Origin of the sequence: Pseudomonas sp. PDM32 (genome assembly GCF_019219225.1) — a bacterium.
Lineage (GTDB): Bacteria > Pseudomonadota > Gammaproteobacteria > Pseudomonadales > Pseudomonadaceae > Aquipseudomonas > Aquipseudomonas laurylsulfatiphila.
This window is the reverse complement of sequence record NZ_JAHUWE010000007.1, coordinates 242,501-256,407: the sequence shown is the minus strand read 5'-3', so window position 1 is coordinate 256,407 and position 13,907 is coordinate 242,501. Positions and strand designations below refer to the sequence as shown.

The 13,907-nt window shown below is 61.6% G+C and carries 13 protein-coding genes; all 13 read left to right on the top strand.

The window, feature by feature from the left end; translation table 11 throughout:
• Positions 1-1,062, top strand: coding sequence for a lipopolysaccharide heptosyltransferase I (gene waaC / locus KW846_RS15605; protein ID WP_218483240.1), 1,062 nt, complete (start codon positions 1-3; stop codon positions 1,060-1,062).
• Positions 1,062-2,186, top strand: coding sequence for a glycosyltransferase family 4 protein (locus KW846_RS15600; RefSeq protein ID WP_218483238.1), 1,125 nt, complete (start codon positions 1,062-1,064; stop codon positions 2,184-2,186). The genes waaC and KW846_RS15600 overlap by 1 nt, the downstream gene beginning before the upstream one ends.
• Entirely contained in the window at positions 2,183-2,989 is an 807-nt protein-coding gene (gene rfaP, locus KW846_RS15595) for a lipopolysaccharide core heptose(I) kinase RfaP (RefSeq protein WP_218483235.1), read from the top strand. Before KW846_RS15600 ends, rfaP begins: the two co-directional genes overlap by 4 nt.
• Positions 2,989-3,723, top strand: coding sequence for a lipopolysaccharide kinase InaA family protein (locus tag KW846_RS15590; protein ID WP_218475957.1), 735 nt, complete (start codon positions 2,989-2,991; stop codon positions 3,721-3,723). Before rfaP ends, KW846_RS15590 begins: the two co-directional genes overlap by 1 nt.
• Complete coding sequence (locus KW846_RS15585; RefSeq protein ID WP_218483233.1) at positions 3,720-4,472, top strand: lipopolysaccharide kinase InaA family protein; 753 nt, start codon at positions 3,720-3,722, stop codon at positions 4,470-4,472. Before KW846_RS15590 ends, KW846_RS15585 begins: the two co-directional genes overlap by 4 nt.
• A complete protein-coding gene (locus KW846_RS15580) occupies positions 4,472-5,923 on the top strand; it encodes a lipopolysaccharide kinase InaA family protein (RefSeq protein ID WP_218483230.1) in 1,452 nt (483 codons plus the stop codon). The genes KW846_RS15585 and KW846_RS15580 overlap by 1 nt, the downstream gene beginning before the upstream one ends.
• 227 nt (positions 5,924-6,150) lie before the next feature.
• Positions 6,151-6,486: a YceK/YidQ family lipoprotein gene (locus KW846_RS15575; RefSeq protein WP_218475963.1), complete on the top strand. Its 336-nt coding sequence runs from the start codon at positions 6,151-6,153 to the stop codon at positions 6,484-6,486.
• A 165-nt stretch (positions 6,487-6,651) separates the two neighbouring features.
• Positions 6,652-8,409, top strand: a complete 1,758-nt coding sequence (locus KW846_RS15570) for a carbamoyltransferase (RefSeq protein WP_116580734.1) — start codon at positions 6,652-6,654, stop codon at positions 8,407-8,409.
• Positions 8,393-9,523: a glycosyltransferase gene (locus KW846_RS15565; RefSeq protein WP_218483228.1), complete on the top strand. Its 1,131-nt coding sequence runs from the start codon at positions 8,393-8,395 to the stop codon at positions 9,521-9,523. Before KW846_RS15570 ends, KW846_RS15565 begins: the two co-directional genes overlap by 17 nt.
• On the top strand, positions 9,523-10,419 hold the full coding sequence (locus KW846_RS15560) for an antimicrobial resistance protein Mig-14 (protein ID WP_218483226.1): 897 nt from the start codon (positions 9,523-9,525) through the stop codon (positions 10,417-10,419). Before KW846_RS15565 ends, KW846_RS15560 begins: the two co-directional genes overlap by 1 nt.
• Before the next feature lie 8 nt (positions 10,420-10,427).
• Positions 10,428-11,870, top strand: a complete 1,443-nt coding sequence (locus KW846_RS15555; RefSeq protein WP_218483224.1) for a PIG-L deacetylase family protein — start codon at positions 10,428-10,430, stop codon at positions 11,868-11,870.
• Positions 11,867-13,021: a glycosyltransferase family 4 protein gene (locus KW846_RS15550; protein WP_218483222.1), complete on the top strand. Its 1,155-nt coding sequence runs from the start codon at positions 11,867-11,869 to the stop codon at positions 13,019-13,021. Before KW846_RS15555 ends, KW846_RS15550 begins: the two co-directional genes overlap by 4 nt.
• A complete protein-coding gene (locus KW846_RS15545) occupies positions 13,018-13,902 on the top strand; it encodes a glycosyltransferase (RefSeq protein ID WP_102698633.1) in 885 nt (294 codons plus the stop codon). The genes KW846_RS15550 and KW846_RS15545 overlap by 4 nt, the downstream gene beginning before the upstream one ends.
• The last annotated feature ends 5 nt before the right edge of the window (positions 13,903-13,907 follow it).

The window sequence follows — 13,907 nt, the reverse complement described above, 5'->3', positions numbered from 1 at the left end:
TTGCGGGTTCTGTTGATCAAGACTTCTTCGCTGGGCGACGTCATTCATGCGTTGCCGGCGTTGACCGATGCGGCGCGGGCGATTCCCGGCATCCAGTTCGACTGGGTGGTGGAAGAAGGCTTTGCCGAAATCCCGACCTGGCATCCGGCGGTGGGCAAGGTGATTCCGGTGGCGATCCGTCGCTGGCGCAAAAACATCTGGCAGACCATCAAGAGCGGTGAGTGGAAGCGCTTCAAGCAAAGCGTGCGCGCCACGAAATACGACTTGGTGATCGACGCCCAAGGCTTGCTGAAAAGCGCCTGGCTGACCCGTTACGTCAAGGCACCGGTGGCCGGCCTCGATAAAAGCTCGGCGCGCGAGCCCATCGCTGCGCGTTTTTACGATCGGCGTCTGGCCGTTGCCCGTGGGCAGCACGCGGTGGAGCGGGTGCGTCAGTTGTTCGCCATCGCCTTGGGCTATGACTTGCCAAAAGGCATGGGCGACTACGGTCTGAATGTCGAGCGCCTGGTGGAATTGCCGCGCAAGAACCCGTACGTGGTGTTTCTGCATGGCACCACCTGGGACACCAAACACTGGCCCGAAGCCTATTGGCGCGAGCTGACCGAACGGGTCGGCTACCTGGGCGTCGGGGTCAAGCTGCCTTGGGGCAATGCCCTGGAGAAAGCCCGCGCCGAGCGCATTGCTGCCGGTTTCAAACACGCCGAAGTGTTGCCCAAACTGAACCTGGCCGGTGTCGGCAAGGTACTGGCCGGCGCGCAAGCCTGCGTGGCAGTGGATACCGGCCTGGGCCACCTGGCCGCCGCGCTGGATGTGCCGACGCTGTCGCTGTTCGGTCCGACCAATCCGGGCCTGACCGGCGCCTACGGCAAAGTGCAGATTCACCTGGCCAGCGACTTCCCGTGTGCGCCGTGCCTGCAAAAGAAATGCACCTATCAACCGACGGCCGAAGATGCCCGTCAATTTGACCTGAAACGCGAGTGGCCGTTGTGCTTCACGCGTCTGAACCCCGAGCGTGTCGCCAGCCGACTGAGCACGTTGTTAATGGCTGAGGAGCTGCGCTGATGCAATTGGCATTTGTCCTGTACAAATATTTTCCGTTTGGCGGCTTGCAGCGCGACTTCATGCGCATTGCCCTGGAGTGCCAGAAGCGCGGCCATCAGATTCGCGTCTACACGCTGATCTGGGAGGGCGACGTTCCGCCGGGCTTCGAAGTGCTGGTGGCGCCGGTCAAGGCGTTCTTCAACCATCGACGCAACGAAAAGCTCAGCGAATGGATGGAGGCCGACCTGGCCGAGCGCCCGGTCGACCGCCTGATCGGCTTCAACAAAATGCCGGGCCTGGACGTCTACTACGCCGCCGACGGCTGCTTCGAAGACAAGGCGCAGAACCTGCGCAACTCGCTGTATCGCCGTTGGGGCCGCTATCGCCACTTCGCCGAATACGAGCGTGCGGTGTTCGCCAAGGATGCGAAGACCGAAGTGTTGATGATTTCCGAAGTCCAGCAACCGCTGTTCATCAAGCATTACGACACACCGCTGGAGCGTTTCCATCTGCTGCCACCGGGTATCGCCCAGGACCGTCGCCGACCGACCGATGCTGATGAGATTCGCGCCGGGTTCCGCGCTGAGTTCGACCTCAAGGACGACGAACTGCTGCTGGTGCAGATCGGCTCCGGATTCAAGACCAAAGGTGTGGACCGCAGCCTCAAGGCACTGGCGGCATTGCCTGCCGAGCTGAGGAAGCGCACCCGACTGTTTGTAATTGGCCAGGATGACCCCAAGTTATTCCAGATGCAGAGCGCGACATTGGGGTTGGGCGACAACGTCACGTTCCTCAAGGGGCGCAGCGATATCCCGCGTTTCCTGTTGGGTGCCGATCTGCTGATCCACCCGGCGTACAACGAAAATACCGGCACCGTGCTGCTCGAAGCACTGGTGGCCGGCTTGCCGGTGTTGGTGAGCGCGGTGTGCGGGTACGCCCATTACATCGCCGAGGCCGACGCTGGCCTGGTGCTGGACGAACCCTTCGATCAGGCGCAGCTGACGCAATACCTGACCGGCATGTTGAACGACGCTCAAGCAAGGGCGGCCTGGAGCCGCAATGGTCTGGCCTTCGCCGAAACGGCCGACCTCTACAGCATGCCGCAACACGCGGCCGATGTGATTCTGGCGGAGCACGCTAAATGAAGTTGATGCTGGCTGAACCGTTCAAGAGCCTCTGGGCCGGACGCGACCCGTTCGCCGAAGTCGAGGGGCTCAAGGGCGAGGTTTACCGCGAGCTGGAAGCACGCCGGACATTGCGCACGGAAGTCGACGGCAATGGGTTTTTCGTGAAAATCCACCGAGGCATCGGCTGGGGCGAGATCTTCAAGAACCTGCTCACTGCCAAGCTCCCGGTGCTGGGTGCCGGTCAGGAATGGAAGGCCATTCAGCGCCTGCAGGAAGCCGGCGTGCCGACCATGACCGCCGTCGCGTATGGCGAGAAGGGCAGTAACCCGGCCGACCAGCACTCGTTCATCGTTACCGAAGAGTTGGCGCCCACCGTCAGCCTCGAAGACTTCAGCGTCAACTGGGTCAAGCAGCCGCCCGAGCCAAAACTCAAGCGCGCGCTGATCGCCGAAGTCGCACGTATGACCGGCATGATGCACCGCGCCGGGGTCAATCACCGCGACTGCTACATCTGCCATTTCCTGCTGCACACCGACAAACCGGTGACCGCTGACGACTTCAAGCTTTCGGTGATCGACCTGCACCGCGCCCAGACCCGTCCGGCGATCACCTCGCGCTGGCGCAACAAGGATCTGGCCGCCCTGTACTTTTCTGCCCTGGACATCGGCCTGACCCGCCGCGACAAACTGCGTTTTCTCAAGGGCTATTTCCAGCAACCGCTGCGGCAGATCCTGAGCGAAGAAGCCGGGCTGCTGAGCTGGCTCGATGGCAAGGCCAACAAGCTCTACGAACGTAAACAGCGATACGGGGATGCGCTCTGATGTCGGGTTGGAAACTGGAGCCGGCCTACAGCGATCTGGCAAAGGACTTTGGCAGCCTTGAGGCGGTGTTTGCACTTCAGGGTGAGCAGTTGACCAAGGACCTGCTCTCCGAGGTCATTCGCGTTCAGCGCAATGGCGTCAACTATTACGTCAAGCGCTACGTGGGTGCCGGCAAAGGCTTGCGGCGTTACCTCGGCAAGCCTCGGGTGAAGATGGAGTGGCAGAACCTCAAGCGCTTCGCCAAGTGGGGCATTCCCACGGCCGAAGTGGTGGCCTGGGGGCTGGAGCGGCGCGGTGCCGCCTACGCTCGCGGCGCGATGATTACCCGGGAGCTGCCGCGTACCGAAGACTTGTCGGCACTGGCTGAGCGACGCGATCCGAAACTGTCGGATCGCGCCTGGGTCGATGCCGTCAGTCGTCAGTTGGCCCAGTACACCCGGACCATGCACGACCACCGTTTCACCCATAATGATCTGAAGTGGCGCAACCTGCTGATCGACGATGAGGCTCGACTGTTTCTGATCGATTGCCCCAACGGCGATTTCTGGCGCGGTTTCTGGCTCAAGTACCGCATCACCAAGGATCTGGCGTGCCTGGACAAGGTCGCCAAGTATCAACTGTCGGCTACCCAGCGCCTGCGCTTTTACCTGCAATACCGCAACCGGACCCGGCTCAACGCCGCGGACAAGAAACGCATCCGGCACGTGGTGAGATTTTTCGAGGGACGCGAATGACTGATTTTCTGGCCGCTGAAGACCGTGCGCTGCTTGAGCGCCATGGACTCGGCACGTTCGAGGCACTCTGGGCCAAACAGCTCGATGCGGTGGACGAACCCAACACCGGTCGCGGCGGCTGGAGCAGTGTGTTTCGGCTGGATCTGGAAGGTCATGGCTACTACCTCAAGCGCCAAAGCAACTACCTGACCCGCACCTTGCGCGCGCCGTTCGGCGAGCCGAGTTTCGCCCGCGAGTTTCGCAACATCTCCCGTTATCGGAAGTTGGGTATTCCAGCGCTGGAAGCGGTGTTCTACGGGCAGCGCAAGGTCAATGGCGAAGTCCGCGCGATCCTGCTGACCCGCGCCCTGGACGGCTGGGACGATCTCGACTCGCTGTTGCAACGCTGGGCTCAATTGAGCCCTGAGCAGCACTCGGAAATCCTCAAGGCCAGTGGCGAACTAGCCCGGCAACTGCACGCTGCACGCCAGGTGCACGGGTGTTTCTATCCCAAGCACATTTTCATGCGTGCCACCGGCCACGGCTACCAGGCTCAATTGATCGACCTGGAAAAGACCCGGCCGCTGCTGTACGGGCAGCGTGACCGCATCAAGGACCTGGAACCGCTGACGCGCCGCGCGCCCGAGTGGGGCGAATCGCAGCTGCGGCAATTGCTGGCGGCCTATCTGGATCAGCCGCAGGACAGTTCGCTGATCGACAGCTGGCTGCAGCGCTTGACCGCACGGCGCAGCCAAAAGGGGCCACGTTGATGCGTTTGTCCGACTTGAAATCCGCTGGCCGCCATCCGGCTTTGCCGCTGAGCGTTTCGCTGGCCGATGCCGCTGGCCCCGCCGATTTGCAACTGTTGAGCCTTTTGCGGGTATTGCCGGGGCAGCGTTATGTCGGTGCCGGTGTCTGGCGTGGCCGGCCGGTGTTGGCCAAGTTGCTGGTCGGCAGCAAGGCTGCACGGCATTTTCAGCGTGAACTGGACGGCGTGCGCCTGCTCTCCGACCAGGGCCTGACCACGCCGCAGTTGTTGGCCGACGGCCTGAAAGACGGCGAGGGTGGCTGGCTGCTGTTTGATTTCCTTGAGCATGCCGAAAGCCTGGGCGACACCTGGAAACAGGTTGAGCAGCAGCCCGTACTGTCCGATGGACAAGGGGCGGTGCTGGCCGAGGCGTTGGGTGCGATCGGTCAGATGCATCGCAGGGGCCTGTGGCAGGAAGACCTGCACCTGGACAATCTACTGCGCCAGGGCGGCCGCCTGTACCTGATCGATGGTGCCGGTATCTGCGGCGAGACGCCTGGCCAGCCGCTGTCGCGGCAGAAAGTCCTGGAAAACCTCGGGGTGTTCTTCGCCCAGTTGCCGAAGTCGATCGAGCCCTTCATTGAAGAGTTGCTGGTGTATTACCTGCTCAGCAACGGCGAGCACGCCTTGCCCATGGAGGCGCTGCAGAAGCAGATCGACAAGGTCCGCAACTGGCGTCTCAAGGACTACCTGATCAAGGTCGGCCGCGAGTGCACGCTGTTCAGCGTCCAGCGCGGGGCCTTCGGACTGCGGGCGATTCGCCGCGAGGAAGAGGCGTCGATGGTACCGGTGCTGGAGCAGGCCGATGCCTTGCTCGATCAGGGGCATCTGTACAAGACCGGCGGCGCGGCGAGTGTTGGCAAGGTCGAGGTGGATGGCCGCACGCTGGTGATCAAGCGCTACAACATCAAGGGTGTTGCCCACTGGCTCAAGCGTTTCTGGCGCCCGAGCCGGGCCTGGCATTCGTGGCGCGAAGGCAATCGCCTGGCGTTCCTCGGGATTGCCACGCCCAAGCCGCTGGCGTTGCTGGAGAAGCGTTTCCTGTGGCTGCGCAGCCGGGCGTACTTGATCACCGAGTATCTACCGGGGCCGGACATCATCGAGCGTTTTGCGCCCTATGTTGAAAGCGGTGACGCACCCCAGGCCGAACTGGCGGCGCTGGATCATCTGTTTGCCGAGCTGATTCGTTTGCGTATCAGCCATGGCGACTTCAAGGGTCATAACCTGTTCTGGCAGCAGGATCGCTGGGCGTTGATCGACCTCGACTCGATGTGCCAGCACGGCTCGCTCGGCAGTTATGCACCGGCATATGCGCGGGATCGGGCGCGGTTCATGCGTAATTGGCCTGAAGGCAGTGCCCTTTATCAGGTCATCGATCAGCGTCTTCCCAAAGACATCTCCAGCGCGGCCTGAATCCTTTTCGCGAGCAGGCTCGCTCCCACAGGGATCGTGGGTGAGCACATAGCCTGTGAATGCCTCGGTCAAAATGTGGGAGCGGGCTTGCCCGCGAAGGGGCCGGAACAGCCAACCGAGAAAGCAGACAGGTTCTTGTGAACCGTCCTACGCGATCTTGGGAAGCCATGAACTGTGGCCGAAATCACCCCGATGCTAGTTTGCCTGACGTTCTCGGAGGGCAGGCTGTGTCGATCAAAATGGCAGTTTCATCAGGTGTTTTGTCCGTGTCACTAATGGGCTGTGGGACCGCCGCTACGGTCCTCCAGGATGAGGCCGATGCAGCGCACGGGCTGCGCAGGCAAAAAACCTATTGTCAGTCCATTCCCCGGGTCTATAGCGGCCTCGCTTATGACTTCTGCGTACTGAACGCACCGCCCGACCCCACGGGTGTCCTCGTGCCGCTCATTTTGCTCGACCTGGCCCTGTCCGGCGCACTGGACACCGCCGCTTTGCCCTACACGATTTACCGGCAGAGCGTGGACGGCAATATCCTTGTCTACTGGCGCCCTTCGAGCGGCTGAAAATACCCTGTGGTCCCCGCTGCAGTTGCTCGCCGCTTGCGGCTAGAGGCTTGCCGCCGCTTTTACGCTATAATCCCGCCCTTTAGCTGTCTCTCGCCCCTTGCGAGGGCACATTAATTTTTGAGGCGCTTGCGCCTGCATGCAGACTAAAGAGGCTAGACCCCTGTGGCATTGACGATTCTTGGCCTGTCCGGCGCCCTTAGCCATGATCCTTCCGCAGCCCTGTACATCGACGGCAAGCTGGTCGCGGCAGCTGAAGAGGAGCGCTTCGTACGCGATAAACATGCAAAGAACCGCATGCCTTACGAATCGGCGAAATTCTGCCTGGAACAGGCCGGTATCAAGCCGTCCGACGTTGACGTGGTCGCGATTCCGTTCGCCCCGATCAGCCTGTTCGGCAAGGCCCGCTGGCAGTACGCCAAGCGTTACTGGTACGCCCCGGACCGTGCACTCGACGCGATCCTGATGGGCAACCGTCGCTACAAGCGCTATCGCAACAAGATCGTCTGGTGCCTGGAGCAACTGGGCTTTGATCCGAAGAAGATCAAGATCGAGCCGGTCGAGCATCACCTGGCCCACGCCTCCAGCGCTTACCACTGCTCCGGCTTCAAGGAAAAAACCGCGATCCTGGGCATCGACGGCAAGGGCGAGTACGCCACGACCTTCTTCGGTTACGGCGAAAACGGCAAGATCCACAAGATCAAGGAATTCTTCGATCCGGACTCCCTCGGCGGCCTGTACGGCGCGATCACCGAGTTCCTCGGTTTCGACATGCTCGACGGTGAGTTCAAGGTCATGGGCATGGCGCCGTACGGCGACGCCAGCAAATACGATTTCTCGCGCCTGGCTTCGTTCGAAAACGGCGAACTGGTGATCAACACCGACTACGCCAACGTCATCGGTCTGCGTCGCTATAAAGAGAAGGGCAAGGGTTACTACTTCTCGCCGAAGCTGATCGAGTGGTTGGGTCCCAAGCGCGAAGGCGACATCGCCGACGAGCCTTACATCCACTACGCCGCCAGCATTCAAGCGCTGTTCGAGAAAATTGCGCTGCAGATGATCGACTACTACCTGGGCGACGTGCTCAAGGAAACCGGCAAGCTGGCCTACGCCGGTGGCTGTGCGTTGAACGTCAAGCTCAACCAGAAAATCATCGCCCGCGACGACGTCAAGGAGCTGTTCGTACAGCCGGCGTCCGGTGACGCCGGTACCGCAGTGGGCGCGGCAGCCTATGTGTCCCACGCCCGTGGCGTACCGGTCGAGAAGATGGAGCACGTCTACCTCGGTCCGTCGTACAGCAACGAAGACGTGATCGCGGCCTGCGCCCGTCACGCCAACAAGCCGACGTGGCGCAAGCTCGACAACATGCCGGAGCAGATCGCCAAGATCATGGTCGATGGCAACCCGGTGGCCTGGTTCCAGGGCCGTATGGAGTTCGGTCCGCGTGCATTGGGTGGTCGTTCGATCATCGGTTGCCCGAGCGTGCCCGGTGTGGCCGATCGCATCAACCACCAGATCAAGTTCCGCGAGCGCTGGAGGCCTTTCTGCCCGTCGATGCTCGACACCGTGGCGCCGCAGATGATCAAGATCGATCACCCGGCTCCGTTCATGACCTTCACCTTCGAAGTGGCGGAAGAATGGAAGACCCGCGTGCCGGAAGTCGTCCACGAAGACGGCACCTCCCGCGCCCAGGTGCTCAAGCGCGAATACAACCCGCGCTACTACGACATGATGAAAGCGCTGGAAGTGCTCACCGGCAACGGCGTGTCGCTCAACACCTCGCTCAACCGTCGCGGCGAACCGATGATCTGCTCGCCGACTGACGCGCTGAACATGTTCTTCGGTTCGGATCTACAGTATCTGATCATGGAAGACATCCTGGTGGTCAAAGAGGGCGCAAACGCCTATGACACGTTCGGCTGAACGTCATGTGCTGCAGTTCTGCCACGGCTATGACGGGCCGTTCCTGGACTGCGCACGGCAGTACGCCAGCCTGTTCGCGGGGACTGGCTATCGCGTGACCACGGTGTTTCTCACCGGGGTTGCCGATGCCGAAGTCGCCGCGGGCTGCGCCTCCGACGAGGTGCTGTTCATGGAGTACAGTTCCAAGGCCATTCGTGGCCTGAAACTGGGCGCCATCGGCGATCTGCGTAAGATCGCCGCGTCGCGCAACTTCAGTTTCTGCATCGCTCATCGCTTCAAGCCTATCTATATCGCCCTGCTCGGTACGTCGTTGCCGGTCATTGGCGTGCACCACGGGTTTGAAGACTACAAGCGCGGCAGCCGCAAACTGTTCACCCATATATTCCGCAAGCGTTTGAGCTTGCTCGGTGTGTCCGACGCGGTGCGCGACGACATGCGCAGTTGCCTGCCGAAGTGGCCGGCTTCGCGAATTCAGACGTTGTACAACCGCATCGACGTCGATGCCTTGCAAGCCACCCAGGTGTCGGCTCGCGAGGCCCGGGAAACCCTCGGGCTGGCGGCGGATGCCTGGATTGTCGGCAACGTCGGACGCCTGCATCCGGACAAGGACCAGGCCACGCTGCTCGATGGTTTCGCCGAGGCATTGCCGCAGTTGCCGGCCAACAGCCAGTTGGTGATTCTCGGCAAGGGGCGCCTGGAGGAAGACCTCAAGGCTCAGGCCCGCGAGCTGGGTATCGGCGACCGGGTGCTGTTCCTCGGCCAGGTGCCGGATGCGCGCAACTATTTCCGCGCCTTCGACGTGTTCGCCCTGAGCTCCGATCACGAACCGTTCGGCATGGTGCTGCTGGAGGCCATGGCCGCCGGCGTGCCCTTGCTCGCCACGGCATGCGGCGGCGCGAAGGAAGTGGTCGAAGGCGTGGGCATCCTGTTCCCCTTGGGCGATGCCGGGCATCTGGCCCAGGGCCTGCAACACCTGGCTGCCATGGATGATCAGCAACGCAGGCAGTGTGCCGAGATGATGCTCGAGCGCTTGCGCGAACGCTTTTCCGACCGCGCAGTGCGCGATGCTTTCTGGCACTTGCCGCACGTTACCGAACTGGCACAGAGGGGCTGATGCTCAACCGATTTCAAGGCTGGCGCGAGCGTGGCTGGGCGGTAGTCGACGCCTCGACTTACGCCGAAACCTGGCAGCGTTATGGCGGCAGCGTCGCAACTCATCCCATGGTGGTCGAGCGCCTGGCGCAACTGGCCGACATCCCGGTGCGTTACCTGGCCTGGATGCAGGGTGACGAGGTCAAAGCGGCGATCCCGACCTGGGGGCGCGACCTGGCCTTGTCCAAGGACGTGCTCAAGCGTCGCGGCAAGAAAGGCCTGTTCGACCTGGGCAACGCCGAGATCATCCTGCCGGCCGCGGCCGATACCCAGGCGCCTTTGCGCCATCGCGGGCGCTATCTGTCGGCGTTGAACGAGGGGCGGTTCACCGGCATCAGGTTGCAGGCCGAACAATTGGCGATGGCCCGCACACCGGAAGAACTATCGAAAAAGTTTCGCTACAACCAGCGCCGTGAATTGCGTCTGCTGGAAGAGGCCGGGGGCGTGGTACGGCCGGTGTCCGATTTCTCCAGCGCAGAGCTGTCAGCGATTTATTGCGACCTGTTCCAGCGCCGCTGGGGTTTCCCGGCGACGGGGGCCGAACGCATGGCCGAGGTTATCGAGTTGCTGCGCGAGTTGCTGATCGGTTCGGTGATTTTTCTCAACGATGCGCCGATTGCAATTCAATTGGTGTACCGCGTCGAAACTCCGCAGTGGATCAGCGTTGAGTACATCAACGGCGGGGTCGATCCCGAGACTCGCGAGTTCAGCCCCGGCAGTGTGCTGAGTTTTCTCAATACACAAAGCGCTTGGGAGCATGCCCGGGCGCAGGACAAGCCGTTGCGTTTTTCTTTCGGTCGCGCCGACCGTGAATACAAGGATCGCTGGTGCAACCCTGTGCCGGTCTTCACCGTATGAGCCAAGCCATGAGCCGCAAACAGCAACTGCTCAAGCGCCATCGGCGCACTAAACGCATCGGCCTGTTGATCGCGCTGGTGCTGTTGATCGTCATCGGTGTACTGGTGGCCTGGTGGTTGCCGCTGGTGCTGGCGGTACTGGGCTGGATGGCTCATGAAGCCTGGTTTGCCGACCATCTGTTCTACTCGCCGAAAGACGATTATCAGTACAGCTTTCCCCCGTACACGCCTCAGCCCAAGGTGCACCTGAGCGGTGAACACTTGCGGCTGGACGAGGGGGTGATGCTGGTCGACGACGCGACGCTGGTGCTGGCCCTGCGGGTAAAAAGCACCTGGCTGGGTCGTTTTTTCGATCCGGTGGTCGAGTTGGCAGGGGGCGACAACCCTGACCGACAAACCTTCGAACGGGGCGTAAACGGCCTGCGTTACCTCAATCTCAGTGGTCAGGCTCAGGCGCTGTCCCGTGGTGACCTGCGCTTGCGCGGGCGTTTCTGTCGGGTGTTCGGCGAGCCGGTGCTGTGGGCGCTGGAACATCCGGATTACCGGCGTCAGCGGGTGATGGTCATCGCGCCCCACGCCGATGACGCCGAGCTGGCAGCCTACGGTTTGTACAGCCAGGCCGACGAAACCTGGATCGTCACGCTGACTGCCGGTGAAATCGAAGCCGAACACTATCGGCAGATGGGCCTGAACAAGGTCGATGCGGCCCGCTTGAAAGGCCGCCTGCGCACATGGGACAGCATTGCCGTACCGCGTTGGGCCGGTGTGCCCGAGGCTCGCTGCGTACAGCTGGGTTATTTCTGCCTGCAACTGGCGAGCATGCAGGCCGCGCCTGGCGTGCCGGCGGGATCGCGGGAAGCGGACCTGAGCGACACCCGACTATTTCGCCAGCTGAATCCTTTCGCACTGCCAGGCGATGCCGATGGCGCACCGACCTGGAACAACTTGCTGGCCGATCTTCGCGAATTGCTGCTGCGGGCCCGGCCAGAGGTCATCGTGCTGCCGCATCCGACCCTGGATCCGCATCCCGATCATATCTGCGCCCAGGCGGCAGTCCTCGAGGCCTTGCAAGGCCTGGACTGGCAACCGACCACGCTGTTGGGCTACGCCAACCACCTGCACGACAACGACCGTTGGCCGATGGGCGATAGCGGTGACGGCATCGCCTTGCCGCCGGCCTTCGATTCCGTCCAGCCGATGCAGCCTTATTGCCTGCCGATGCCGCTGGAGCAACAGCGGGACAAGGCCATGGCGTTGGGCATGATGCACGACCTGCAGCCGCCGATGCCGTTCAAGCGCCGCTTGCGTCGCTTGATCCAGCGGTTGTTGGTCGGCCGGGTGCCGCCCACCTACGGCGAGAACGAATTCTTTCGCAAGGCCGTCCGGCGCCACGAGCTTTTGTGGTCCATCAAGCACACACCAGGCAATCTTTCTCAGCGGGGAGAGTTATGAGTCAGCGGTCAAAGGTCCTGCAACTGCAGCCTGACTACAACGTCAAAGCCCATGATTTCGCCGACCTCGCGGAGCAAATCGTCAAGGCCCTGCCCACCGATCGATATGAAGTGACCGCCGCGTTTCTGCGGGGTAAACCCGGACCGGGCGAAGCGGTGAGCCGGGCCGATCGTTCGGTGTACTTCGAGTTTTCCGACAAGTCCCTCAAGGGCATGCGCCTGCGGGCGATGTGGCAGCTGTACAAGTTCTGCCGCCGGGAAAAATTCGATGTGGTGATCTGCAACCGCTTCAAGCCGGTGAACATGATGCTGGCACTCAACCGCTGGTTGAAAGTGCCGTTGTGCATTGGCATTTCCCACGGCTTTGGCGAGTACGACCGTTTTTACCGGCGCCGCCAGACCCAGCGCCTGATCGATCGTCACTGGCGTTTCGTCGGTGTGTCGCCAGCGGTAAAACAGTATCTGCTGGACTGCGACTGTGGCTTCACCGACCAGAATACCTATGCCATCACCAACGCCATCGACATCGAGCAGGCCGAGGCTTTGCAGCACAGCCGCGAGAAAGCCCGTGAAATGCTCGGCATCGATCCGTCGGTACGGCTGATCGGTGCACTGGGGCGGCTGGTGCCGGTCAAGGGCCATATCTATTTGCTGCAGGCCTTTGCCGCGCTCAAGGACAAGTACCCGAATACCCAGTTGGCGATCATCGGTGCCGGCCGCGAAGAGTCGCGCCTGTCGGCTGAGATCGACCGCCTCGGCCTCGGCGGTCGCGCCCATTTGCTGGGGTTCAAGGAAATTGCCCTGCAGTACATTCGCGCTTTCGACATCTGGACCATGCCGTCCCTGGCCGAGGGCCTCGGGTTGGCGCTGCTCGAAGGCATGAGTGGGCATTTGCCGGTGATTGCCTCGAACGTGCCGGCCATGTTGCCGCTCATCGAGGGGGCCGGTGGCCTGGCGATTACGCCCAAGGATGTGCCGACGCTGCAAGCTGCGCTGGACACTTACCTCGGGCTGTCGGATGACGAACTCATGGTCAAGGGCGAGCAGGCTTTCCGTTATCTGCAACAACACCATGACATCGAGGAGTTCCGTCGCGAATACCTCAATCTGATCGACTCCGGCCTGGAACAGGCCCGTAAGGAACAGCCATGAACGACGCGCAACCCATCGTCACGGTCATTATCGCGTCGTACAACCACGGCCCCTACATCGAGCAGAGCATTCTCAGCGTCCTCAATCAGACCTATCGGAACATTGAGTTGCTAGTGGTCGACGATGGCTCGAAGGATGACAGCGTCGAGCGGATCAAGGCGTTGCAGGCCACCCATGGTTTCGACTTTCGGGTCCAGGAAAACCAGGGGCTGACCAACACCCTCAATGGTGCGATTGCCCGGGCAAAGGGTAGCCTGATCGTGCCGTTCGGTTCGGATGACATCATGTTGCCGGAGCGAATCGCCATCCAGGTCGCGCATATGGACGGCAAGCCCGAGGTCGGCATTTGTGCCGGCAACATCGAGCTGATCGATGCCGACGGCAACCTCTACCCGGAGAAGCGCCAGCGCCGGGATGTGCCGTTCCGTCGCCTGGACTTCGATGACATGTTCCTGGAGCGCAAGCCCTATCCTCCGGCACCCACCCTGATGATCCGGCGCGAAGCGCTAGAGAAGGTGGGCGGGTTCGACCCGACCATTCGCCTGGAAGATTTGCTGATCGAGTTGAAGGTGACCCATGCCGGTTACTTCATCGATGGTCTGAACGTGTTGATGGCACGCTATCGCAAGCACGCCACCAACTCCTACAAGAATCACCGATTCATGATCGACAGCATCCTGCGCACCTACGCGCTCTTCAGCGATCACCCGCTGTATGACGAGGTGCGCTACAAGTTTCTCAATTCCATGTTCCTCAAGACCGCCAACCGCGATCGCAAGCTGGCGCGTGAGTTGCTTGCGCAGATTCCCTTCAAGGCCTGGAACAAGAAAACCTGGCGTGGGTTGGGTCGGATGTATTTCTCACGGCTGGAGAAAGATTGAGACAG